This window comes from Oceanisphaera marina, assembly GCF_014643915.1.
Classification (GTDB): domain Bacteria; phylum Pseudomonadota; class Gammaproteobacteria; order Enterobacterales; family Aeromonadaceae; genus Oceanimonas; species Oceanimonas marina.
In genome coordinates this window covers 31,640-55,870 of record NZ_BMKE01000016.1, presented here as the reverse complement: position 1 = coordinate 55,870, position 24,231 = coordinate 31,640, and the positions used below count along the sequence as shown (strand labels likewise).

The following is a 24,231-nucleotide window of genomic DNA, read 5'->3' as shown; positions in this document are numbered from 1 at the left end:
ACGTCTCCAACAAAGATGTTCTTGGGTTGCGTCATTTTTTATAAGTGTGCGTGCGAGCTTGTTATTATTGAATACCTTTATATGACTCGGCACAGAATGATTCTACAATGGCCTTAAAATTCAGGTAAACGTTTAACCTGTACCAATACACAAAAGTGAGATCTGGAGGCCTGATGCACACGGTTTTTTATGTTTCTGATGGGACGGCGATCACAGCCGAAGTGTTCGGCCATGCCGTGCTAAGCCAGTTTCCTTTGCCTTTTGAGCAGGTCACCATCCCTTTTGTGGGCGATACTGGCAAGGCAGAAGACGTGAAAGCCAAAATTAACGACTGTTATCATCAAAGCGGTAAGCTGCCACTGGTATTCCACACCATAGTTGATACCAGCTTGCGTAACATTATCACGTCCTGTGACGCTAAATGTTACGACTTCCTTAACACCTTCGTTGCGCCCATAGAAGAACAACTCGGCGTAAAAGCCGATCCACGCATTAATCGCACTCACGGCATGGAAAACAAAAAGCACTACGATACTCGTATTGATGCGGTGAACTATGCACTGGAAAATGACGATGGCGTGACCACCAAAGCCTATGATGAAGCCGATATCATACTGGTGGGCGTGTCTCGTTGCGGCAAAACCCCCACCAGTCTGTATTTGGCATTACAGTTTGGTATTCGAGTCGCCAACTATCCATTTATTGATCAGGACATGCAGCAGATGGAACTGCCCAAGGCACTGAAAGCCAACCGGCACAAGCTGTTTGGCCTGACCATTGATGGCACTCGATTGCAGGAAATACGCCAGCGCCGTATGGCGGGTAGCCAGTATTCTTCCGCAGAACAGTGCCGCTACGAGCTACAGCAGGTAGAGCGTTTGTTCCGCATGGAAGCCATTCCTTTTATCGACACCACTTTCCATTCGGTAGAGGAAATTTCGGTCAGAATACTGGAGCGCACCGGCATCCGTCGGCGCATCTATTGATGCCCCATGATCACTTCATTATTGTACACAAGCGGATTGTTTAGGATATGAGATCTTAACCGTGAGATCGCACACAAAAACAAACAAAATGTTGATTTCATGTTTACAAAAATGTATACATTGCACCCAGTGTTTAACCAAGCAGTCGAACACAACGCAAGTCGCATCATAAGTTGTGCGTCTGATTTAGCCGGATGTCGGCGTGCCGTTTGGGATAATCCCCCTGAAAAGTGCACAGAAAGCTCCTTCACCAGAGCTCCGGCAACATACGTCATTATCGGTGGTAGTCTCTGGTTTACGCCATCATGCACCACAGCGTAGGCCACAGATTAAACCCCACTTGAGCAAAACTCAGGGACTTATTGCAATGAAACACAGTCAAAGCAAGTCAATATTCGATTTTTATGGCAAGCCGTCGTTCGGCAAGGCACTGCCGCTTTCGTTACAGCATATTCTTGCCATGATAATGGGCGCCGTTACGCCGCCACTTATTGTTGCCGGCGTTGCAGGCGCTAATGCACAAGAAACCATGATGTTGGTGCAGGTTGCTTTGCTGTTTTCTGGTTTGTCTACCATGTTGCAACTTTACCCTGTAGGTCGCTTTGGTTCCGGCATGCCCACCATTTTCGGTGTGGGCTTTGCTTATGTGCCTTCGCTGATTGCCATTGGTGGAGCCTATGGTATTCCCGGTATTCTGGGTGCACAGGTAGCCGGTGGTATTGCCATGATCATCGTCGGTATCTTCATCAAGAAGATCCGCCACCTGTTTCCGCCGGTTGTTGCCGGTACCGTGGTATTGGTGATCGGCTTGTCTTTGTATGACATTGCCATCAAGTACATGGCCGGCAGCGGCAACATGGCGGCCGAAGGTTTTGGTAGTGGTCAAAACTGGCTGGTCGGGTTAACGACCCTTGCCGTTGTACTGTGCTGTTCACAGTTTGCCAAAGGTTACTTGCGTCTGGCCGCCATTATCGTGGGTATTCTGGTGGGCTATATCATGGCGTTCTCGTTTGGCATGGTTAGCTTCGACAAGATTGCTGATGCCCCTTGGGTAACCCTGCCTGCACCGTTTGCCCTTGGCATCGAATTCCATATGTCTGCGGTTATCTCCATGGTGGTTATCTGTGTGGTTAACTCGGTACAAACCATTGGCGATTTGTCTGCAACTGCCGTAGGCGGTATGGGCCGCGAAATGAAAGACAATGAACTGTCTGGTGGCCTGATTGGTAACGGTGCCTGCACCTTGATTGGCTCTATCTTTGGTGGTCTGCCAACGGCCTCGTTCAGCCAGAACGTGGGTATCGTGGCCATGACCAAGGTCATTAGCCGTTATATACTGGGTATTGCAGGTATCTTCATGGTACTGGCCGGTCTGCTGCCCAAGTTTGGTGCCGCCATGACCACCATCCCCTACCCTGTGCTGGGCGGTGCCACCATTATCGTATTCGGTATGATCACCATGACCGGTATTCAGTTGCTGGTTAAAGACGAGCTGTCTTCACGCAACATCACCATCGCCGCCCTGTCCGTGGCCATGGCCATGGGGATTAACGCTGTACCTGAAGCCATCGCTCTGCTGCCAGATACCGCACGTATGCTGATTGGCTCCCCCGTGATTGTTGCGGCCACCATGGCCTTCACCATGAACATGCTGTTGCCCAAGAAGTCTCTGCAGGATGAAGCCCGCGAGCGTGAGCAAATCGAGCGTGACATGAACGGTGAAGACACGCCAGTGGCCGATACTGCCCAAAAAAAAGAGATGACAACGCAGGCAACTAACTGAAAGGGTAAGCCTTGAGGCGATTCCACAGTGCTTGTAATACGGTTAAAGCCGGTCGAAAGACCGGCTTTTTGGTGTTTGAACAGCCTTTCGGAATCCATAAGCCGTCAGCTGTACTTTAAGGGCTGTTACAACACAGCCCTACTACGCAGGGCACGCCAACAGTTGCAAAGTGGCTGCGTCGTGATGATCAAAAAAGGGCCGAATCTTGTCGGCCCTTTGGCTTTGATTTGTCTGGGGTCTGAAAGCGTATCGCTTACGGCTTGCTGTTGACGATTATTTCAACTGCCACACCGTCATCTCGGCCAGGGTGTGCTGAAACTTGCGGCGGGTTTCACGGATCACGAACGGCACGTCTTGCTGGGCAACCAGAGTAAAATGCTGGCTGAGTACGGCACTCAGGCCGTCGAAGGTGGTGACGTTTTCGCCATTGACCTTGATGCCGCCCAGCCATTTTTCTTTGGGGGTATACTGCTCAAGCCAGGTGTAAGGTGAGGTGAGCACCAGATAACCGCCGGCGTTCAAGCGCTCATGGATCTGCTGCAAGAACAAGGTTGGGTCATATAAACGGTCGATCAGATTGCCACAAAAAACGAGATCGTAACCGCTAAAGCGCGCCTTGAGATTACAGGCATCACCCTGCACAAAATCAATTTTGTCAGCCAATTCGCCATAACCCAGCTGATGCAGGCTTACTTCTTTAAACTCCACCAGCTCGCCTTCGGTGGGGATGGCAAAACGGGTATGGCCGGTTTCTTTTAACTGAAAGCCGTGCTGAATAAAGCGCGCCGAAAAATCGATGCCATCCACATGATCAAAATGGATTGCCAACTCAAAACTGGCGCGCCCCACAGAGCAACCTAAATCCAGCGCCCTGCCCCGTTTTAACCCGGACGTATGGCTGAGCAGTGTCTGCACACAGGCCTTGGGGTAATTGGGCGCATCAAAGTAGTTGTCGCCGTAATGAAATTCCAGATATTGAGCCACAAGCTCGTCTGTTTCGTAAGTATTAACCGGTTCCACTGGCACCTCTGCACTGTTGGACTCTAGGTATCTAAAGCCCGCATGTTGAAAAAAATGACGACGAAAAGCATAACGCGCGTAGCGGGTCGCTTCGTTGCCGGTCGAAATCCAGGAGCCGCCTTTAAACAGATTGTGGCGGCCATCAAAAGTCGGGGTCGAAAAGTCATCGTATAGGGGATGCACTTCAAAGCCGGGAAAGCCATCAATGGGCGACTCGGTCCACTGCCACACGTTACCCACCACATCACTGATGCCGTTATGCTCAAAACGATTGACCGGGCAGGAGGAAGCATAATGTTCGAGGTTGATGTTGCCAGGAGCCGTTTGCCAGTGCGGCTGATCGGTATCGAGCTGATTACGCAGTACCGTCCACTCGGCTTCGGTGGGCAAACGCACATGGGTGCCGGTTTGCCGAGCTTTCCAGTTACAAAAGGCTTTGGCCTCCAGATAATTCACCTCTACTGGCCAGTCCAGCGGCAGGGGCATTTCTTGCAACAGGTTGCGCTGCAGGTATTCGCCGTAACGGTACTGCCAAAAACGCGGCATGGTGGCGCCGGTATACGCAAGCCATTGCTGCCCTTCCTGACTCCACCACTCGGGCTCTTGATAGCCACCGGCCTGCACAAAACTCAGAAACTCGCCGTTGCAGACCAGATATTTCGCCACCTTGAAGGGCCCGACCGTGACTGTTTTCTGGCCGTATTCGTTATCCCAGCCATAGGTGTGTGCCGTGGCAGGCTTGCCCAGGGTGACCGTGCCGGCGGGTATCGATAATAAGCTATTCTCGGGTGCGGGGCCGCTGTCTTGGCAAGCAGACCACAACGGATGGGCATCCAGATACTCGAGCGGCAGCATGCGCATAATCACCGAAGACGTTTCCAGGTGAATACGTTCGTGTTCAATGCCCATTAAAATAATCCAGGCCGGTGAATCCTGGGTAATGGGCAAGGTCAGTGGCATCTCGCTGATCAAGGTGTCTACCACCTGGCGTACCTGATCTCGATAGGCGCGGGTGTCAGCCACGCTTGGCCAGTCGTAATGGCCGCTGTTGAGATCGTCCCACGACATTTCGTCCACGCCGATGGCAAACATCGACTCCAGGCGTTGGTTGAGTCGTTGCGTCTGGTACTTGCCCAGCAGCAGCTTGTTGATGAAGAACACCGCCGTATGACCAAAATAGAAGATCAACGGGTGACGCAGCGGTTCGGCGCGCAGGTAATATGCCTGATCGCTGTTAATGCAATCGAACAGGCTCTCGTACAGGCTGAAAGTTTGGTGAAAATACGCTCGGATTTCTGCTCGTTTGTGCTCGACCGAATGGCCGGTTAACAAGGGTGTTTTGCTCACCGTTTTTGCTCGTGTTTCCATATTCTTCCCTGATTGATTGTGTTTTATTGTTATCGTAACCCTGCTCAACTCAGATTATCGTCTGACACCAGACCCGACAAGTGCGTGTACTCTTTCGGCATATACCCAAAGAAACGGATTCGCAAAAAAAACCGGTTTCAAGCCTTTGACCATGTGCTATAACCATGACCCTTTTTTATTATTACAGGAAGTAACATGACACAATTCAACAACGTGACCGTGATCAAGCAGGCCAATGTATACGACGGTGGCAAGGTAACCAGCCGGGTCATCCAGTTTGCCGATGGCAGCCGCAAAACCCTGGGCATCATGCTGCCGGGGGAATACACCTTTGATACCGCCGCCGCCGAGCTGATGGAAATTCTTGCCGGCGAGCTGGAAGTGCAACTGCCAGGCTCTGAACAATGGCAAACCATCAAAGGCGGCGAGTCGTTCAATGTGCCGGCCAATGCCATATTCAAGCTGAAAATCCACACCCTGGTAGACTATTGCTGTTCTTACTTCGACTAGAGCATGATGCGGCCAGCTTGGCATATAGTTAGCAAAAGCCCACTTAATGACAAGAGAGTGTGTGATGCCGATGTTATTGCTGTTATTAGGCCTGCTGGTCCCGCCACTGGCCGCTGAAGAATACCGTATTGTTACTCTGGCCGACGGTCTCGACCATCCCTGGGGGCTGGTTGAACTGCCCAGTGGCGAGTTATTGGTGGGCGAGCGTCGGGGCCGTTTACTGCGCCTGAGCGCAGACGGCAGCCGTCGTGTCATTACCGGTCTGCCCAGCCTGGTCAGCGCCGGTCAGGGGGGCTTGCTTGACTTGGCATTGCACCCCGACTTTACCAGCAATAACTGGTTATATTTCAGTTACAGTCAGCCCGGCAAAGGCGGCGCCGGTACCGCGGTGGCACGGGCAAAACTGCAGGACAGTACCCTTAGCGACCTGGAAGTCATCTTTGTGCAGCAGCCCAAAACCTCGGGCAGCGCCCACTTTGGCTCTCGTTTGGTGTTCGATAAACAGGGTTATCTGTTTATTACCACCGGCGAACGCTACCACTCCCGAGAGCTGGCACAACGGCTCGATAATCACCTGGGCAAAATTCTGCGGGTGCATGACGATGGCCGCGTGCCCGCCGATAATCCCTTTATACAAACTCCCAACGCCAAGCCCGAAATCTGGAGTTACGGCCACCGTAATATTCAAGGGGCTGCCATTCATCCGCCCAGCGGCGTGCTCTGGATTCACGAGCATGGGCCGCGTGGCGGAGACGAAGTCAATATCATCAAGGCCGGCGCCAATTATGGTTGGCCGCAGGTCACCCACGGCCGAGAATACAGCGGCGGCATTATCAGCCAACATACGCATAGAGAGGGCATGGAAGATCCGCTTTGGGTATGGGTACCCTCCATTGCGCCTTCCGGCATGTTGTTTTATCAGGGTCAGTTATTTCCCCAGTGGCAGAATTCATTGCTGGTGGGGGCACTGGCCGGGCGAAAACTGGTGCGACTGACACTGGATGGACAACAAATCACGGGCGAACACCCGCTACTGGACAAACTGGGGCTGCGGTTCAGGACCCTGGCAGAAGCGCACGATGGCGGTATTTACCTGCTTACCGACCAGGCAAATGGTCAATTACTGAAGCTGCTCCCTGTGGGCCAAGAATAGGCCTGGCCCGTTGGCAGCCCGCTTTAACATGATCATGTGAATGCCATGACTCCGGGGCTGATTTTGCCGTTGAAATACGGTAACATTTAACAACTGTATTTTATTTCAATTACTTTTGTGAGCAATAAGGAAAACATAATGACTCAGAAAATCTGGAACGTGTATCTGTCTGGTGAAATTCACAGTGACTGGCGTGAGCGTATTATCGAGGGCAGCAAAGCCGCAGGTCTGGCTGTTGAGTTCACCTCTGCCGTGACCGATCACGATGCCAGCGACATGGTTGGCGTTAACATTTTAGGTAGCGAAGAAAACAACTTCTGGCGTGACCGCAAAGCGTCCGGCATCAACAGCATTCGTACCTCGACCCAAATCAAGGCCGCCGATTTGGTTGTGGTTCGCTTTGGACCCAAGTACAAGCAGTGGAATGCCGCCTTTGATGCCGGCTTTGCCGTTGCTTCTGGCAAGCCCATTGTTACCCTGCACGACGCCGAGCTGGATCACCCGCTGAAAGAAGTGGATGAAGCCGCCAAGGCGACCTGTCGTCATCCAGAACAAGTTGTGGAAATTTTGTCTTACCTGCTGTCGTAAGCCGAAACATTTAACGATATAAAACAATCCCCTGCCCTGCAGGGGATGTTTGCTGTGCCGACTTCTGACGGTTGCGCGCCTTTTGGCGAAGATGCCGCCCTCCTTCTGTTTTACACTCTGGGTTCACTTGTGTAGAAGGTTGTTTCCCATGAAGTCTTGGACTGTTGCGTTATTATTCGGCTGGCCGTTATTGGCGGTTGCCAATAACGAGGTCTGGATAGATGTAGGCAGCCAGGAAGAATATGCCGCCGAACACCTGCAGGACGCAATTCATATTCCTTATACCTATATTGCCCGCGGCGTAAGTACGCACTATCCCGATAAAGAAACGCCGATCAGGTTATACGACAGAGACGGCATTCGTGCTCAACAGGCCTATGAGGCGCTGAACACACTGGGTTATCACAAGGTAACAGCTGAAGGCGGGCTTGAGCAGCTGAAAGCCGGTGGTCATGAAACTCAACGAGCCAACTTGCAGGCAGACCTGATGCCCACTGCAACCTTTGATTACCTCAATGATGAGGCTGACTTATCTTCGGAGCAGCCAGTCGCCCCCTCTTATTAAGCCGGATTTCGTATTAAAGCGGATTCAGGGTTTTTCTGTTTCATCTTCACGCAGACCCACCTTTAGTACCTGATCGCCATCCACATCGGCGACCGTCCAGATCATGTCGTAGCGAACAAAGTTATCTCCCACTACCGGATGCCCGTTACTGTGCGCCAGCATGAAGCTGCCTAAATCAAGGTCGGCTTCGCTTTCATCGACATCCACGCCATACATCAAGGCCACATCCCCCATGCGGGCATCGGCATCCAGAATAAAGTCACCAAAAAAGGCGCGTGCCTTGCTTCGTGCCGCATCCAGATCGCCGCCAAACATGTTGTTCAGAGTTTTCAGATGATTGCTGCGGCCAATAACACATAACGTATCCCCCATCGCCAGCCGGGTGCTGCCTGAGGCTGGCAACAGGTTTTCGCCTCTAAAGACCGCGGCCACCCGGCAATGAGGAGGAAACGTCAGGCTGCGTACCACAACGCCGTCTATTGATTCGCTGCTTACGGTATAAAGAAACATTTCAAAGTCGTCTTCCTGAAAAATACCCAGCATGGAACGTCGACGTGGCGCCAGCTCGGGCGGCATTTCCACTTTCAGCAACCGCGCCATTTGCGGCAAGCTGGAGCCCTGTACCAGCAACGAAATAAGTACCACAAAAAAGGCAACATTGAACAGCAACATCCCCTCGGGTATGCCGGCCATTAATGGAAATATCGCCAGTACAATGGGCACGGCGCCCCGCAGCCCGACCCAGGAAATAAAACCGAGTTCTCGTCTGTTAAAACGAAAGAAAGGCACCAAAGACACCAGCACCGCCAACGGACGGGCAATAAAAATAAGCGATAAGGCAATCAGGCTGGCAGGCAACGCCATGGCCCACATCTCGGCGGGTGAAATCAGCAGACCCAACACCAGAAACAGGCCAATCTGACTCAGCCAGGCCAAACCATCCAGTACCGGTAAAATCGACTCCATGTCTCGCAGGCGAGAGTTACCCAACACCAGGCCACCCAGATATACGGCCAAAAAGCCACTGCCTTGCAACAGCGCGGTGCAGGCAAACAGCGTTAAACCAAAACCGGTCACCAGAATAGGGTATAACCCTGCGGCCAGCTCGACGCGCTTGATCATCTGCACCAGCAACAGGCCGCCCAGCACACCGGCCACGGCACCGATGCCGAATTGCGTCAGCAAAAACAGCAACGCATCTCCTGCGCCATCCATCTCGCCGGTGATCAGGCCTATCACGGTCAGTGTCAAAAATATCGCCATCGGGTCATTGGTGCCCGATTCTATTTCCAGAGACGCCCCTACCCGCTGGTTAAGGTGCATGCCCTTGCCACTGAGTAACGAAAACACCGCCGCCGCATCGGTTGAGCCGACAATGGCTCCCAGCAGCAAGCCGTGCAGCCAGCTTAAATCCAGAATATAAACGGCAATCAGCCCGGTTACGCCACTGGTCACCACCACGCCCAGGGTGGCCATGCTCAGCGCTGGCCGCAGCCCGACGCGGAAGGTTTCCATGCGGGTGCGCATGCCGCCGTCCAGCAGAATAATGGCCAACGCCAGATTGCCAATACCGTAGGCCAGGGAATAACTTTCAAATTCGATGCCGCCCGGCCCACTTTCGCCAGCCAGCATGCCGATGACCAGAAAGATAAGCAGAATCGGGATGCCGGAACGTGCCGATAACAAGGTGGCCAATACGCTCAAACACAGCAAGACCCCGGTCAGCAGGAAAAGGTGTTCTATATTATTCAATGGAGAGATTCCGACAGGGTTTTAGATGCAATAGTTATATCACAGCTAGGCTACTTTAGTGAAAGTGAATTTTTAGTTAATTTAAAAAGCTAACTATGCATAAAGTTACATAATCCGTGTTAGTTCCCTGAATTAAGTTGGTCGATAATTAAACTGAATATTTTCCTGAGGTATGCCAGTTTTTCTTGGGTAGACGTCCCAAACGCATAACCATGTCTGAAAGATGACAACAACTATAAGTTGTAGCCTTTGGAATGATTACGGATTAAATAATCATCAAACTTGCATATTTCACCATAAAATCCTGTATCTGGCTTGCGAGTGACTCGCCGCTTCTTTAAAGTTCAGCCCCTTATTTTACTTTTTATATCCACTGCCAGACCTTCGTCTGTGAGTGCCTCTTTGTTCGGGAAGCAAACTCAAATGGAACAAACCCATATCAGCTCACTGATCCCCATCGTGATCACCCTTGTACTCGCCCTTGGCACACGCAATGTAGTGATTGGTCTTTTTGCCGGTGTGGCCAGTGGCGTAGTCATGCTCAACGACTGGCGTCATCCACTGGATAATTTTGGCATCCTGGTCAAAGACCACTTAGTCGGGCAACTGACCGACAGCTATAACGCCGGCGTATTGGTGTTGCTGGTCTTTATCGGTGGCTTTGTGGCATTGATGGAGCAGTCTGGCGGCGGCCAGGCCTTTGCCCGCAAGGTCACCCACTGGGTGAGCACCAAATGCCGTGCCCAGGTTGCGGCCTGGCTGGGCGGTATTGTCATTTTCTTTTCCGATCTGGGTACGCCACTGATCGTGGGACCGGTGTTTCGCCCGCTATTCGACAAACTCAAATTATCGCGCCAAAAACTGGCTTTTATTATTGATTCAACGGCTTCGCCTGTGGCCATTTTAGTGCCCTTTATCGGCTGGGGCGTCTACATCATGGGCCTGTTGCAAAAGGAATTTAATGCCCTTGATCTACCTCTTACCGACTGGGAAGCCTTTATTTCGGCTATTCCCTTCCAGTTTTACGCCGTACTGGCAGTGGCCATAGTGCCGTTGATTGCGTACAAAAAGCTGGACTTTGGCCCCATGGCCGAAGCCGAACGCGCCGCCGAACGCGGCGAGCGAGTAAATGGCCCGATTGAACAACAGACCCTGTTCAGCCACAACAATGCCCAGGCTTCTTTTGTGTGGGCCCCCTTGTTAGTAATGGCTGGCGTATTGGCGGCCATGCTGGGGCCCATGGGCTTTCCGTTTGAAAAGGTATCGGGCTCGGTGTTTCGGGCCGCCTTGTCCACCGCCTATTTTATGGCCGCCATGACGCTGATTGCCTTAATGGCTTATTACGGCGTGCGCCGAGTGGCCGACGGCATTGCCGTCTACCTTAAAGGCATGAGCAACATGATGCAGGTGGCGATAGTGCTGATACTGGCATGGACCTTGAGCAGCGTCGGTAAAGATCTGGGAGCCGCCGCCTACATTGCCGAACAGGCTCAGGCCGGTTTCCCTGCCTGGCTGGTACCGGCAGTAGCCTTTCTGTTGTCGGCGGTGATCTCGTTTGCCACTGGCTCTTCCTGGGGGACCTTTGCCATTATGCTGCCTTTGGTGATCCCGACCGCCATTGCCATAGATGCTCCTCTGTATGCCTGCATCGGAGCCGTGCTCTCGGGCGGCCTGTTTGGTGATCACTGCTCGCCGATATCGGAAACCACCATACTGTCGTCTACCGGCTCCGGCTGCGATCAGTTTGAGCACTTCCGCACCCAGCTGCCCTACGCCCTGCTCAACGGCGGTATCGCCCTGGGCGGCTTTGTGGTGGCCGGTTGGGTAGAAAGCCCGCTAATTCTGCTGGCCGCCATTGCCACCCAGCTGGTGCTGGTGATATTGCTGTCCCGGCTACAGAGCACTCGCCTGCTGGCCAAAACCGCATAAAGAAAAATCCCGCCCTCTCGGGCGGGATTTGCCAAGCCGGAAAGATCAGACGGTGCCGTCGGCCATGACATTGACATCATCCGCGGCCGAGCAAAACTGATCCCGGCCACGGTTCTTGGCTGCATACAGGACCTGCTCGGCACTGCTTACCAATGATTCGATACAATTTTGGTGGAAAGGGATTCTCGAAGCCACCCCAAGGCTGATGGTTACCATACCGTAATCGGCCTGTACATTAGGATCTGCAGAGTCCTTACCGCCTGAAACAATCGTTGGGCCTGCACCACCCGATGCAGGCATTCATCGGCAGCCTGATGGCCATATTCATCATTGAATCTCTTGAAGAAATCACTGCCGGTCATGATCAGAGCGAGTGGGCTGTGCTCACGCTGCGCCCGTCGCGACTGGAATTATAGTTGTCGCTCAAAACAACGCCGGTTGGTTATCTGGATGTTAGTGCGAACTTACAGGGCTTTCGGCAGCACGCTGTCGATGGCCTGCAGGGCACAGCCTTCGTCGATGGCCGCACCACCGGCACCGGCCACGCCGATGGCACCAATCACCTGATCACCCACTTTTAACGGCACACCGCCGCCCAGCAGCAACAGCTCATCCAGGGTATTGAGGTTTTCTGACTCCGGGTTATTACGCGCGATGTTGGACAGTTCCCGCGAGGTGGTTTTGGTCGACAGCGAGGTAAAGGCCTTGCGCTGGGCGGCAACCGTATTGTGCGGTCCGATATTGTCATCACGCTGCAGGGCCACCAGGTTACCGCCTCTGTCTACCACGGCCGCTACAGCAGTTCGCCCGTCGGCATGGCAAGCCGCCAGGGTGGCATCCAGCAGTTGATTGGCCAGCGCTAGCGACACATCGGCGCGTTGGGCAACACCACTGTCGGTAGTTAACGCAGGGGCAGCAAAGGCCGGTGCGACACACAGGGCCAGGGCAAGCAGTGAACGGCGAGCGGTAGTGATCATAAAATTCTCCAATGGTTATAAGCAGTTCGGCTAAGTGCCAAGTGGAGTCATGATGCCAGCCCTACCCCGTCAAACTCATTGCCGACGGATTACGGTTTTGTAATGTGGGCTTGCTGTGCTTTCTAAAGGCATAAAGAAGCCGCAGTGCGGTTGTATACATCCTAGGCAGCACAGCCGCCGCCCACGACACGCCATAAACTCATCCCTGAGGGCTCAGAAATGACATCCTTGTCATTTCATGGTGGGTCATCTGCGCTGCCTTCCCCTAAGATCGAGTCGCCTGTAAACATCGCTGTGGATACCGTTAATCACCTTCCATTTTGCAACCCACATTGCTTATAATGCAAAAGATTCATTTGAATTCAATTTTAAGTGCAGCTGCAGGCTGCAAAAATGAACAGATAAGCCACTGACATGATGAGTAAAAACGCACATACGCAGTATTAAAATGTTAGACAATCAATCAACAATGGAGCAGTAAAATGAAAGGTAAAGTTCTTGATTTTAATGAAGAAAGTCGTGCTGGTGTTATTTCAGGAGATGACGGCAATAGATATGCTTTTGCAATAAATGAATGGAAGGGAGCTGCATTACCTAAAGCAGGCAATAAGATTGATTTCTCTGCTAACGGCGGCAATGCAGAAGCTATTTATGTAGAGTAATCAGCTTCAAACGGAGCTTCAAAAAAGATAGCCGCTGCGTTGTTTGCTTTCTTCCTTGGTGCTTTCGGCGCTCATAAATTTTACTTGGGCTACACCAAACAAGGTGTAATTATGCTGCTGGTATTTTTACTTGGGTTTATATTGCTTGGGCTTCCATCAATAGTGATTGGTATAATCGCATTCGTAGAGTTTATTCTTTATCTAGTTAAATCAGATGAAGAATTTGAACAAACTTATATTGTAGGTAGCAAGCCTTGGTTCTAACTTATAGAGTATCACTTTAAAAATTAAAATTTGGCTGCAGCCGTGCCTAGCGCATTGCAGCCAACCATTACTCGGCAAAGGTGGCCAGTGCCGCATCGTATTAACTGAATCTGTTGTCTTTATTACACAATTTTAAAATCAATCATATTCTTACGGGCATAATATTATACCTTCACGCAGGTGAAGATGGCATTACCTGGGGCTTTGTCCCAGAGGAAGATTTTCTTGTAGTCATGTTCAAAGATATGAACCTCAAAGTAGGATGCCAGGGTGTCCAGCAACTCACTAAAGCCGAACGCCGCCGTGTTGAACGCCATGCCCATCAGCCCGCCCCACAGTCACCCATTGTAAATACTGCTCCGGTAAACCGGTTTCATTGTAAACTTCGTAATAACCAACGGCCGATAACGGCAAGAGGGTGAATGTTGATATGAGCGATTCATTCAAACAACCCAATAACCAACACCCCCCCATATCTGATCTTGATACGGTCAGCGCAGATCAATCTGCAGGGACACCAAGCAAGCGTACTCTGCGTCCCTGGCTACTATTTGGCCTGTTGATTGCGCTGATGGTTGTGCTTGCTGTTCGTGATGATCTGCGACAAAACGCCGCCCAGAGCAGTAAGCATGCCGTTCGTTATCTTGCCTTTGATTTGCTGGGCTGGTCACCAAGAGAGGTGTTTATCTGGCGTTTGCGTCTGGCGGGGCTGGCAGACAGCCCGCTGGGGAAAAAATGGATTGGCGCCGTTAAGCGGGCGGGCAAGCAGCCTGTACGCATAGATGCTCAATATCGCACCGATGAGGTTTTTGCAGATAATCAGGTTGAAGCACATGTATACCAAGTCACGCTTGAACGGGGAGAAAAGCTGAAATGGCAGCTATCTCGTCTGGATGCCGCAGACAGTCGCTTTTACGCAAGCCTGGAGCAGCGCATAACTGGTGATCCAGGTTGGACAACCTTGACCGAGCTGGACGCAGGTGGCGCAATCAGCCACAGAACAATATCGCAAACGGGCGATTATCGTATGGTGCTGCAACCGGAGCTGTTTGCCAGCGCAGCGTATTCTCTGGCCATTGCCAAAGGCGGCTCATTGCCGTTTCCGGTAGCAGGTGCATCGCAGCACGATATAGGCGGCCGCTTTGGCGCGCCTCGAGATGGGGGTGCCCGAGAGCATCACGGCGTGGATATATTTGCTAAAAAAGGTACACCGGTGAGAGCCGTCATTAATGGCCATGCCAAAACCGGTACCGGAGGCATTGGCGGCAATCATGTGTGGCTATCGGGCAGTATACTGGGCATTGGCGAAGCCCGCTATTACTACGCTCACCTGGATTCATTCGCAATTGAATCCGGCAGTAGGGTGAACGCAGGAGATATTATTGGATACGTCGGTAACACAGGTAATGCCAAAACCACCCCACCCCATCTTCACTTTGGCATTTACGCGGGCGGCCCGGTTGATCCGGCCCCCTTCCTAAAACCGGAGCCGGTATTGCCTGAACGCTGAACTTGCCTCAATCATCAAAACCCGACTTAATAATCAAATCCTGGCTGGGCTTTTACGCCGGCTTCAAAGGCGTGTTTTACCGATTGAATTTCACTGACGGTGTCGGCCAGTTCGATAATGCTGCGATGACAGCCGCGGCCGGTAATAATGACATGCTGATGTGGCGGGCGATTTTTTAGCGCCGTCAGTACCCGATCCAGATCCAGATAATGATAGGCCACCATGTAGGTCAGCTCATCCAGCAATACGATGTCGATGCTGGGGTCGGCCAGCATTTTTTCGGCCGGTAGCCAGGTCTTCTCGCAGGCGATGATGTCTTGCTCGCGGTTTTGGGTTTCCCAGGTAAACCCTGTGTTCATTACCACAAAGGGCACACCCACTTTTTGCAACAGATTGCGCTCACCGCATTCCCAACCGCCCTTGATAAACTGCACTGCTGCCGCACTCTTGCCGTGCCCAACGGCGCGGGTAAGGGTGCCAAAACCGGCGGTGCTTTTGCCCTTGCCGTTGCCGGTGATCACCATGAGTACGCCTCGCTCATCCTGAGCGCTGGCTACCTTGGCATCCACGGCTTCTTTTACTTTTTGCTGGCGTTGCTGATGGCGCTCGGCTTTTACCTGATCGCGGTTATTGTCATTGGCTTCGCTCATGGGGTTCCTTATTGAATGCAGTGTTGAAGTAATGCTAAGTCGAGATGTTGCTCTAAGGTGTCGGCCAGTCGGTCAAGGTTGGCTTCGCGAATGGCATGTAAATCTTGCGCCTGCTGGCTATGGGGTAAACCCGCCCAGGCCAGTAACTGGTTACAGGCATCCACACCATCAAACAGTCCATGCAGATAGGTACCTAATATCTGCCCGTCGTCCGACAGCATTCCGTCGGCCCTGCCCATGTCGCCTGGCTCGTGATGAGCATCAAGGGGAAACAGCCGTAACGGCGGTTCGCTCCCGTCTAACATTCTGCTCTGACCGCAGTGAATTTCGTAGCCATTAATGTCGCACTGGCTGCCGTTAAGCACCAAGGTGCCGCTCACATTACGCAGTTGCTTTTCGCCTTGCAACTCGGTGATCATCGGCAGATAGCCTAACCCCTGACTGTTACCGGCTGTGCCCTCTATGCCGGTGGGATCGCTAATACATTGCCCCAACATTTGATAACCACCACAAATGCCGAGCAGCTTGCCGCCATAACGCAGATGTTTATCCAGCGCGTGATGCCACCCCTGTTGGCGCAAATGGGCCAAATCGTCACGCACCGCCTTGCTGCCGGGCAAGATAATCAGATCGGCCGCCGGGCAGGCTGTGGCATCGCTACTGCTGTGAACCCAGGTCAATTCCACCCGTGGATGCAGGCGCAGCGGATCCAGATCGGTATGGTTGCTGATGCGCGGCGTGACCAGCACCAATACCTTGAGCGGCTGTGGCTCTGTACTGATTGTCGCGGTCGCGCTGATACCGTCTTCGGCATCCAGTTGCAGATTATCAAGGTAGGGCACCACTCCCAGCACCGGCTTGCCGGTCATCTCTTCCAGCATGCTCAGGCCATTGTTCAGCAAACTGATGTCGCCGCGAAAACGGTTGATGACAAAGCCCTTGATGCGCGCCTGCTCAGACTCGCTCAGCAGCATCAGAGTGCCTACCAACTGGGCAAACACGCCGCCCTTGTCGATGTCGGCCACCAGAATCACCGGGCAGTCGGCGGCTTCGGCAAAGCCCATGTTGGCGATGTCGTTATCACGCAGGTTGATTTCCGCCGGGCTGCCCGCCCCTTCAATCAATATCAGCTGATGCTGGCTGCGCAGTCGCGTAAAAGAGTCCAGCACCGCCGTCAGCATCCGCTGCTTGTACTGTTTGGCTTCGGGGCCAAAAAAGTCTTTTGCCTCCATCACCGACAAGGCCCGCCCTTGCACCACGACTTGCGCCTGGGTGTTGCTTTGGGGCTTGAGCAGTATGGGATTAAAATCGATTCTGGCCGGTAAAAAGCACGCCGCCGCCTGCAACGCCTGGGCACGGCCGATCTCGCCGCCGTCTATGGTCACGGCGCTGTTCAGCGCCATGTTTTGCGGTTTGAATGGCGCCACCTTGACGCCACGCCGGGCGAACAGGCGGCATAGCCCGGCCACCAGAGTGGTTTTGCCGGCATCGGATGCGGTGCCCTGCACCATCAAGGTGCGGGCCTGGCCAGCCAATGGTGGCAAAAATGAGGAGCTCATGAAGATATCCTTGCACTGCACAGGGCAATAGGGAGTCTGGTGCAGCACCCTAGCACAGCCGCAACAAAATGAAAGCGGTTAGCCCTGGCGCTGCAGTGCGGCGCCCAGGGTACGAAAGTAGCGATCAAAGGCGGCATTTATCTGCAGTCGTTGTTCGCCCTGGGGGTACAACCCCAGCTCCGCCTCTTTGGTGGCCTTGGTGCCCTTGACCAGAAAGCCGTTCTTGATGGTGGCATCTTGCACAAACGCTTCAAAGGCGCGGGCACACATCTCTTCGGGCTGGCTGTAATAGAGGGTATTGAGTTGTCGATCGGCCGCCGCTGAAGCGGTGAACAGCGTGCTGGGCTGTTGGCCACTGGCATCCAGCAATATGGTGCTGAAACAGTCGAACAACAGAGTATTCATCGGGTGGGCAACCGGTGGCGCATTATCGAGCCAGGCGCGCGAGGCAAAGGTGCGCGTGCTGGCACCCATTATCGCTTTGCTGGCTATGTAGTGATCAAAGGCATGAAACCACTCATGGGCAATACTGCCAGGCCCGGCGTTTTTGGCCAGCGAAAAACTGCGACTGGCAGGATTATAATGCGCTGATACCCCGGGTCGACCGCCAATGCCATATTGCAGTGACAAACTCCCACGTAACGAGATAAGCGGTTCGGGACCTTGCAGGATCAACATTAAATCGCACAGGGCATCATAAAAAAGCCCGGCCGCGTGTTCACGTTCAGCCCGGGTGACCCAGCGGCCTATTTCGATACTGCAAAAGTCGAAGCGACGTCTGACATGGACAAAGTCAATGTGCTCGCCTGCCCCATGGTCGGGGCCATTACGATAATAGCGAGACCGAGTCTCGCTATTGGATTGTTTGTTGGTCGATATTATTGCCACTTCAGCTGTCACCACTTGTCTAATAGGTTACGCACCCAGCTTAACAGCCAGATGGCAAACTGGTTAGACAATGGTGGCCTTAAGTGAAAGCGACATTCAGGGTCAAGGAGCTCGACGCCCGGTAATCAAACTGATAATGAACAAAATAATCCCCACAACAAAGACCAGTTTTGCCGCCCATGCAGCCGTTCCTGCCATTCCCCCAAAGCCCAAGGCCCCGGCAATGAGTGCGATGACTAAAAATATAATGCCCCAACGAAACATATACTGCTCCTTATCCTGATGGAAAATTGCATCATTCATTATCTTAGCAGACGAAACCTGTCCTACTTTGTTGGATGTTGCTCCCGAGATTCCGGGAGCAAGTGTTCAGTAAAATAATGCTCAGCGATCCAATGTTAGAACATGATCTCTTATTACGACTGTTTAATTTTAAGGTCGTTTTTCACGCTTTGCACGCCATCAACGCTTTTGGCAATTTGCTCGGCCTGGCTGGCCTGTTCCCGGGTTTCCACTTCACCGGTCAGCTGTACCACACCGTTGTGTGTTTCCACCGACACACCGAGTGAAGGCACAACCCCATCGGTCAGCAACTTGGCTTTTACCGCACTGGTGGTGATGGCGTCATCGGCATATTCTGGCAGCGACTGCTCTTCTTCACCTTTTACGATGAGTTTATCGCTAACCGAGGTAACGCCTTCCACTTTGCCTGCCAGCTCAATGGCACCTTTAATTTGCTCCTGGCTGGCAACAAAGCCGGACAAGGTCACCACGCCGCTTTTGGTTTCAACCGAGATATCTCCGCTTTCTATGGCCTCGTTATCCAGCAATTGTGCCTTGACTTTAGTGGTAATAATACTGTCGCCCATAAAGTCGCCGGTTTTATCGGCAGTGCGTTCGGCCAGATTATCAGCCTTGTCGACTGTGCTCTCAACGGCGCTACCCGCCTTGTTAGCCGTATTTTCAACGGCATTACCCGCCTTGTCGGCAGCATGATCCAGTTTATCACCCGTACGTTCGGCCGCATTCTCGGCTTTGGTCGACATCATGCTGGCTTTGTCAGACAGGGTATCCTCTGCGAGCGCAGCGCCACTGGCCAAAGCAGAGCTCAACACAACGGCCATCATCGAATATGAAAATTGAGTCTTTTTCATTTTTCTTTCCTCATGTTGCGATTTGAACATTGGGTTAACAACCTTGCATTTAAAAAGAATATTAACAACCTCTCGCGTTCTGCCCTTTCACTTTTAGACCAGCTTGATAATCACATCAAGTAGTAAAATGCACAAAAACTCTTCCCCCTTTAAATAATAACATCACCCTCAAGAAGACATGCGCACACAAAACAGCCAACAGAAATTAAAAATACAATAAAAATCAACAACCTAAATTAAATGATGGATATTTGCGGAATTACAAATAACGGCATCACCATAAGATAACCAATGCATTTTTTATTTTTTAAGCAATGTTTGGCGTCAGTTTTTGTCAGGTATTAACACTTATTACCCCTATAACCTTAAAAATAGTACACCTATTTTTCTGACAGTGATGTTATATCACAGCAGAGTCAGCGGGTATAAAATATTGCCTGTCGCCAGCCAGCATAAATAACCCTTTATTTATTGCGGAATACATTAGGGTCTGTCGACCTTTCGATATGATTTTTGCAGCAGTTTGTGGTGTCTTTGAATGTCTAGGCTGCATCCCACTCGCCGCGATAAAACGCGTTTAACTCGAACGAAATTTAACCGCGAAAGGTCAGCAGACTCTAACAGCTATCAGAAGACAGGTTTTATCTATTACGATGTCATATAACATCGAGTGAACGACCAGCACCAGGCGGCCAAAGCGCTATGTTTGGATTACAGGATAAGCGCGTGACACTGTTACAGCAGCTCCAGCCAGGATTTGTGACTCAAGTGTATCTCTTATGCAACTACGTAAGATTCAAACAAACCATATCTGTCATAAAACTGTCGCATTGTAATGAAACCGTCATAAAGGCTCGGCATAGTGGCGCCAACTTTGAGATGAGGATGCATGATGAGCCTTCAAACCACCGCCCTGCCCGGCTCCGCTAACGAAAGTAACGTCCAGTCCAGTTGGCTGTCCTGGCTGCTGGTCTCCTTGCTGATTTATGTGCTGCTGGCCGCCGTGGGCGCCATCGGTTCCGGCTTCAAGGCCGCCGCCGGTAGCGATGCCAAATCGCTGTTTGCCTTTGCTTCCAACCCGGGTATCGCGCTGATCGTCGGGGTAGTGGCCACCGCCCTTATCCAGAGTTCCAGCACCGTCACCTCCATTATTGTCGGCATGGTCGCCGGTGGCCTGCCCATTTCCATCGCCATTCCCATGATCATGGGCGCCAATATTGGCACCTCGCTGACCAGCACCCTGGTCAGCCTGGGCCATATTCGCAATGGCGAGGAGTTCAAACGGGCCTTTTCAGCCGCCACCGTGCATGACAGCTTCAACATTCTGGCCGTAGCCATATTGCTGCCGCTTGAGTTGCTGTTTCGTCCGCTCGCCACGGCTTCCGAGTATCTTGCCGGCCTGCTGGTCAGCGACGCCAGCGTCAGCATGAGCGGCATGAACTTCATGAAGGTGCTGCTTGCTCCTGCCTCCGACATACTGAAGGCCAGCGTGGCCTGGCTGCCCGGCATCTGGTCTGGCGTGGCCTTGATTCTGATCGGCATCGGCCTGATCCTGATGGTAGTGACCCAGATTGGCAAGGTACTACGCACCCTGATGGTCGGCCGTGCCATGGACATACTGCATACCGCCGTGGGTCGTGGCCCCGCCTCGGGCATGGCATCGGGCACCCTGATCACCGTGCTGGTGCAGTCGTCTTCCACCACCACCTCATTAATCGTACCCTTGGCCGGCACCGGCGTGTTCACCCTTAAGCAGGTCTATCCCTTTATACTGGGCAGTAACATCGGCACCACCATTACCGCTTTACTGGCGGCCACCGCCATCAGCGGCGCCGCCGCCACGGTGGCGCTGCAAATTGCCCTGGTGCATTTGCTGTTCAATCTGCTGGCGATTGCCGTTATCTATGTGCTGCCCTTCCTGCGTCAGGTTCCGGTGGCGATGGCCGAGACCCTGGCCACCCAGGCCATGCGCAACAAGACTTATGTGGCCGTCTATATAGGGGGGGTATTCTTTGCCCTGCCGTTGATGGTGGTCGGCATCAGTCAGTGGCTGTGAGCCCGGCTCCCTGGCGAGCATAGTGCTGCGCCATCACCGCACACACCATTAACTGGATCTGATGAAATATCATCAGCGGCAGCAAGGCCGGGCCCAGCAGCGGTCCGGCAAACAGTACCTGCGCCATGGGAACACCGGTGGCCATGCTCTTCTTTGAGCCCCCGAAGACAATGGTGATCTGATCTTCACGACTAAAGCCAAAGCTGCGCCCCAGCCAGGCAGTTAACAACAGCACCACGGCCAGCAGTAGACAACACACCCCGGTTAACAGAGTCAGTGCCATGGGCGAGACCGTATGCCACAGGCCTTCGACAACCGAGGCACTCAACGCCGTATACACCACCAGCAGAATAGAGGTTTGATCCAGTCGGCTCAGCTGCTTTTTATGCTTGTCTACCCAGCGGCCGATCAACGGCCGCAGGCTATGGCCCAACACAAACGGCAGCAGTAACTGCATGCTGATGGCACCAATGGAACTCAATGGTGATGAGCCTTCACTGGCATCCACTTGCATCAGCAAAGCCACCAACAAGGGCGTTAATATAATACCCAGGATACTGGAGGCCGAGGCGCTGCAGACTGCGGCGGGTACATTACCTCCGGCCAGGGCAGTAAAGGCAATAGCAGACTGCACCGTGCCCGGCAGCACACACAAAAACAGCACCCCCATGTAGAGCTTTTCTCCCAGCAAGGGCAACAGCAGCGGCTTGGCCGCCAGCCCCAACAAGGGAAACATGACAAAGGTACAGCCGAATACCAGCAGGTGCAGCCGCCAGTGAGTGGCCCCGGCTATAATGGCCTGGCGCGACAACTTGGCGCCATGCATAAAAAACAGCAAGGCAATGGCCGCCACGGTTAGCCCATTAAAAAATTCGGCCCCCTGCCCCTGGGCTGGCAACAAGGTGGCGGTGGCAATCACCGCCAACAAAATCAAGGTAAAATTATCAAACAGCAGCCGCACATAGCCAAACATCCGATTTCTCCGGTCAGATAAAAACCTTACTCTACCCCAGAGTCCAGCTGCAGTTTGTCGGTATTTGGACTGCCAGTATCGCTGAAAGGACATCACGTTTGCGCAGCTGTCAGTTAAAGACTAACATCGCTCACTGCATGATTGCCGCCCTGCAATAGAGGGTTTTACAGCTTGTTAATCGACTACTTGTTCTGCATCATCCCGCCATGAACAGAACGCCATCACTTCAGCAACAGCAGCTGCTCAGCCAGCTAGACGCCCTGAGTACCCTGCCCCGACCGGTGCTGGGTCAGGTGGTGTCTTTACCTAATCACGCCATTGCCACTCCCCATCACCATCCTTGGGCACAACTGTCTTATGCCAAGCAAGGCGTGATCACGGTGGAGACGACGACGGGACACTTTGTGGCACCGCCCACCCGTGCGGTGCTGATTCCACCCGGTGTGGAGCACGGCGTACAGTGCCCACCCCATACGGTGATCCGCAGCCTGTATATCGCCGCCGACCGATTGCCCTGGCAGGAATGCAAGGTGCTGCACATTGATACGCTGTTAAGAGAGCTGATTGTGGCTTTTAGCCTGCTGCCGGAGGAGTACGACGAGCAAGGTGCCGACGGGCGGCTGGTGATGGTATTACTCGACCGGCTAGCCGAAGCCAAGCCCGGTAATTTGGTATTACCCTGGCCACAAGACCACCGATTGACGGCTCTGTGTCGTTATCTCGCCAGCCATCCTGATTGTCGCCATCCCCTGAGATATTTCAGCCATGAACTGGGTATTAGCGATAAAACCCTGAGCCGCGCCTTTCAACGTGAAACGGGTATGAGCTTTCGCCAATGGCGTCAGCGGAGTCGATTACTGGCTGCTCTGCCGCAACTGGAGGCGGGAGATCGTGTCACCGACGTGGCTCTGGCCTGTGGTTACGACAGCCTATCGGCCTTCATTGCCGCTTTTCGTGAGTTTATCGGCCGCACCCCAGGCGATTATCTTCAACAACGGCCTTGAAAGTAGGCATATCAGCATATTTCAGTTAACAACGACCATATTATGGGTATAATCCGCGCCTCGCAGAAGAGAGAAGATTCTTAACTTCCGCCGAAGGCGCAAACTCCCATAAACGCTCAGGCTCATGTACTGCGACAATTCTATTACGCCAACTGGAGAGCGGTGACAACAGCACCCACCGAAGGGGCAAACGGCTCGCCGTGAAACCCTCAGGTACCAAGAACAGCGGGAGGGGCACTTACCACGCAGGGTTTCCTGATGCTTCTCTATATCTATCTGATCGCCATTACCGCCGAAGCCATGTCCGGAGCACTGGCTGCCGGGCGCCGAAATATGGACCTGTTCGGCGTCAGTCTGATAGCCTTTCTGACCGCTCTTGGCGGCGGCACGGTACGCGATGTCATGTTGGGTAACTTTCCCATTGGCTGGACCCAGCATCCGCCCTATATCTATCTCACCATAAGCGCAGGGCTTACCACCATCTTGCTGGCCAGGATCATGCACCACCTGCATCGTTTTTTTTTACTGTTGGATGCCATGGGCCTGATTGCCTTTACTATCATCGGCTGCAATGTGGCCCAGGGGCTCGACTATTCATTGCCTATTGTGGTGATGTCCGGCATTACTACCGGTATTTTCGGCGGTATATTGCGCGATGTATTGTGTAACCGCACACCTCAGGTATTGCGCCACGAACTCTATGCCAGCGTATCGCTGCTGGTGGCGCTGCTCTACCTGTTGCTGCGCGATCTGGGAATAAGCGAAAATATCAACATGCTGGCCTCGTTTGTGGTGGGCCTGAGCATTCGACTGGCCGCGATTCGCTGGCACTGGTCGCTGCCGGTGTTTTCTTACTCGCCGGAACGCTGGCGCAGTTAGT

At 52.8% G+C, this 24,231-nt stretch carries 25 protein-coding genes and 2 riboswitches; of the genes, 13 read left to right on the top strand and 12 right to left on the bottom strand.

Annotation, left to right across the window (positions count from 1 at the left end; all coding sequences use genetic code 11):
- Positions 1–173 precede the first annotated feature (173 nt).
- Entirely contained in the window at positions 174–986 is an 813-nt protein-coding gene (ppsR, locus tag IEW52_RS10660; protein ID WP_188630055.1) for a posphoenolpyruvate synthetase regulatory kinase/phosphorylase PpsR, read from the top strand.
- A 367-nt stretch (positions 987–1,353) separates the two neighbouring features.
- Positions 1,354–2,769 carry a uracil-xanthine permease family protein gene (locus IEW52_RS10655; RefSeq protein ID WP_188630054.1) on the top strand — a complete coding sequence of 472 codons (1,416 nt, stop codon included), beginning with the start codon at positions 1,354–1,356 and terminating at the stop codon, positions 2,767–2,769.
- A gap of 273 nt (positions 2,770–3,042) precedes the next feature.
- On the opposite strand, the gene ovoA is transcribed toward IEW52_RS10655, so the two are convergent.
- On the bottom strand, positions 3,043–5,157 hold the full coding sequence (gene ovoA / locus IEW52_RS10650) for a 5-histidylcysteine sulfoxide synthase (RefSeq protein WP_188630053.1): 2,115 nt from the start codon (positions 5,155–5,157) through the stop codon (positions 3,043–3,045).
- 195 nt (positions 5,158–5,352) lie between these two features.
- Between ovoA and ppnP the strand changes: the two genes are divergently transcribed.
- The 4 genes from ppnP to IEW52_RS10630 all read left to right on the top strand — a co-directional run bounded on the left by ppnP (position 5,353) and on the right by IEW52_RS10630 (position 7,973).
- On the top strand, positions 5,353–5,667 hold the full coding sequence (gene ppnP, locus IEW52_RS10645; protein WP_188630052.1) for a pyrimidine/purine nucleoside phosphorylase: 315 nt from the start codon (positions 5,353–5,355) through the stop codon (positions 5,665–5,667).
- Between the two features lie 64 nt (positions 5,668–5,731).
- Complete coding sequence (locus IEW52_RS10640; RefSeq protein ID WP_308424528.1) at positions 5,732–6,820, top strand: PQQ-dependent sugar dehydrogenase; 1,089 nt, start codon at positions 5,732–5,734, stop codon at positions 6,818–6,820.
- 138 nt (positions 6,821–6,958) lie between these two features.
- Positions 6,959–7,408 carry a YtoQ family protein gene (locus IEW52_RS10635; protein WP_188630050.1) on the top strand — a complete coding sequence of 150 codons (450 nt, stop codon included), beginning with the start codon at positions 6,959–6,961 and terminating at the stop codon, positions 7,406–7,408.
- Between the two features lie 148 nt (positions 7,409–7,556).
- Positions 7,557–7,973: a rhodanese-like domain-containing protein gene (locus tag IEW52_RS10630; protein WP_188630049.1), complete on the top strand. Its 417-nt coding sequence runs from the start codon at positions 7,557–7,559 to the stop codon at positions 7,971–7,973.
- Between the two features lie 24 nt (positions 7,974–7,997).
- On the opposite strand, the gene IEW52_RS10625 is transcribed toward IEW52_RS10630, so the two are convergent.
- Entirely contained in the window at positions 7,998–9,725 is a 1,728-nt protein-coding gene (locus IEW52_RS10625; protein WP_188630048.1) for a potassium/proton antiporter, read from the bottom strand.
- 423 nt (positions 9,726–10,148) lie between these two features.
- Here IEW52_RS10625 and IEW52_RS10620 point away from each other — a divergent pair, with 423 nt between their 5' ends.
- On the top strand, positions 10,149–11,654 hold the full coding sequence (locus IEW52_RS10620) for a Na+/H+ antiporter NhaC family protein (RefSeq protein ID WP_188630047.1): 1,506 nt from the start codon (positions 10,149–10,151) through the stop codon (positions 11,652–11,654).
- Between the two features lie 45 nt (positions 11,655–11,699).
- Here the strand turns inward: IEW52_RS10620 and IEW52_RS15950 are convergent, their stop codons facing one another.
- The 3 genes from IEW52_RS15950 to IEW52_RS10605 all read right to left on the bottom strand — a co-directional run bounded on the left by IEW52_RS15950 (position 11,700) and on the right by IEW52_RS10605 (position 12,631).
- Positions 11,700–11,870 (bottom strand): diguanylate cyclase domain-containing protein, encoded by a 171-nt coding sequence (locus IEW52_RS15950; RefSeq protein WP_188630046.1) that lies wholly within the window; start codon positions 11,868–11,870, stop codon positions 11,700–11,702.
- Complete coding sequence (locus IEW52_RS15880; protein WP_188630045.1) at positions 11,864–12,016, bottom strand: diguanylate cyclase domain-containing protein; 153 nt, start codon at positions 12,014–12,016, stop codon at positions 11,864–11,866. Before IEW52_RS15880 ends, IEW52_RS15950 begins: the two co-directional genes overlap by 7 nt.
- A gap of 102 nt (positions 12,017–12,118) precedes the next feature.
- Positions 12,119–12,631: a GlcG/HbpS family heme-binding protein gene (locus tag IEW52_RS10605; protein ID WP_188630044.1), complete on the bottom strand. Its 513-nt coding sequence runs from the start codon at positions 12,629–12,631 to the stop codon at positions 12,119–12,121.
- 482 nt (positions 12,632–13,113) lie between these two features.
- Here IEW52_RS10605 and IEW52_RS15760 point away from each other — a divergent pair, with 482 nt between their 5' ends.
- Positions 13,114–13,293, top strand: a complete 180-nt coding sequence (locus tag IEW52_RS15760) for a hypothetical protein (RefSeq protein WP_229667902.1) — start codon at positions 13,114–13,116, stop codon at positions 13,291–13,293.
- Between the two features lie 27 nt (positions 13,294–13,320).
- Positions 13,321–13,557 carry a TM2 domain-containing protein gene (locus IEW52_RS15875; protein WP_268236658.1) on the top strand — a complete coding sequence of 79 codons (237 nt, stop codon included), beginning with the start codon at positions 13,321–13,323 and terminating at the stop codon, positions 13,555–13,557.
- 164 nt (positions 13,558–13,721) lie between these two features.
- Here the strand turns inward: IEW52_RS15875 and IEW52_RS10595 are convergent, their stop codons facing one another.
- Positions 13,722–13,874 (bottom strand): hypothetical protein, encoded by a 153-nt coding sequence (locus IEW52_RS10595; RefSeq protein WP_188630043.1) that lies wholly within the window; start codon positions 13,872–13,874, stop codon positions 13,722–13,724.
- 113 nt (positions 13,875–13,987) lie between these two features.
- Here IEW52_RS10595 and IEW52_RS10590 point away from each other — a divergent pair, with 113 nt between their 5' ends.
- Complete coding sequence (locus IEW52_RS10590; RefSeq protein WP_188630042.1) at positions 13,988–15,067, top strand: M23 family metallopeptidase; 1,080 nt, start codon at positions 13,988–13,990, stop codon at positions 15,065–15,067.
- Between the two features lie 26 nt (positions 15,068–15,093).
- Here IEW52_RS10590 and cobO read toward each other — a convergent pair whose 3' ends face one another.
- The 5 genes from cobO to osmY form a co-directional block, all read right to left on the bottom strand.
- Entirely contained in the window at positions 15,094–15,717 is a 624-nt protein-coding gene (gene cobO / locus IEW52_RS10585; RefSeq protein ID WP_188630041.1) for a cob(I)yrinic acid a,c-diamide adenosyltransferase, read from the bottom strand.
- 8 nt (positions 15,718–15,725) lie between these two features.
- On the bottom strand, positions 15,726–17,276 hold the full coding sequence (locus IEW52_RS10580) for a cobyric acid synthase (protein ID WP_229667900.1): 1,551 nt from the start codon (positions 17,274–17,276) through the stop codon (positions 15,726–15,728).
- A 78-nt stretch (positions 17,277–17,354) separates the two neighbouring features.
- A complete protein-coding gene (locus tag IEW52_RS10575; protein ID WP_229667899.1) occupies positions 17,355–18,164 on the bottom strand; it encodes a CLCA_X family protein in 810 nt (269 codons plus the stop codon).
- A 102-nt stretch (positions 18,165–18,266) separates the two neighbouring features.
- Positions 18,267–18,467, bottom strand: a complete 201-nt coding sequence (locus tag IEW52_RS10570; protein ID WP_444544017.1) for a DUF1328 domain-containing protein — start codon at positions 18,465–18,467, stop codon at positions 18,267–18,269.
- A 113-nt stretch (positions 18,468–18,580) separates the two neighbouring features.
- The gene (osmY, locus tag IEW52_RS10565; protein WP_188630040.1) at positions 18,581–19,318 is read right to left on the bottom strand and encodes a molecular chaperone OsmY; all 738 of its coding nucleotides are present in this window, start codon (positions 19,316–19,318) and stop codon (positions 18,581–18,583) included.
- A gap of 892 nt (positions 19,319–20,210) precedes the next feature.
- Here osmY and IEW52_RS10560 point away from each other — a divergent pair.
- The gene (locus IEW52_RS10560) at positions 20,211–21,374 is read left to right on the top strand and encodes a Na/Pi symporter (RefSeq protein ID WP_188630087.1); all 1,164 of its coding nucleotides are present in this window, start codon (positions 20,211–20,213) and stop codon (positions 21,372–21,374) included.
- On the opposite strand, the gene IEW52_RS10555 is transcribed toward IEW52_RS10560, so the two are convergent.
- The gene (locus IEW52_RS10555) at positions 21,358–22,329 is read right to left on the bottom strand and encodes a bile acid:sodium symporter family protein (RefSeq protein ID WP_229667905.1); all 972 of its coding nucleotides are present in this window, start codon (positions 22,327–22,329) and stop codon (positions 21,358–21,360) included. The genes IEW52_RS10560 and IEW52_RS10555 overlap by 17 nt on opposite strands.
- A 224-nt stretch (positions 22,330–22,553) precedes the next feature.
- Between IEW52_RS10555 and IEW52_RS10550 the strand changes: the two genes are divergently transcribed.
- Both IEW52_RS10550 and IEW52_RS10545 read left to right on the top strand, forming a co-directional pair.
- On the top strand, positions 22,554–23,351 hold the full coding sequence (locus IEW52_RS10550; RefSeq protein WP_188630038.1) for an AraC family transcriptional regulator: 798 nt from the start codon (positions 22,554–22,556) through the stop codon (positions 23,349–23,351).
- Positions 23,352–23,404: 53 nt separating this feature from the next.
- Positions 23,405–23,493, top strand: a riboswitch (glycine riboswitch).
- Positions 23,494–23,587, top strand: a riboswitch (glycine riboswitch).
- A 22-nt stretch (positions 23,588–23,609) separates the two neighbouring features.
- Entirely contained in the window at positions 23,610–24,230 is a 621-nt protein-coding gene (locus IEW52_RS10545; RefSeq protein WP_188630037.1) for a trimeric intracellular cation channel family protein, read from the top strand.
- Position 24,231: the final 1 nt, after the last annotated feature.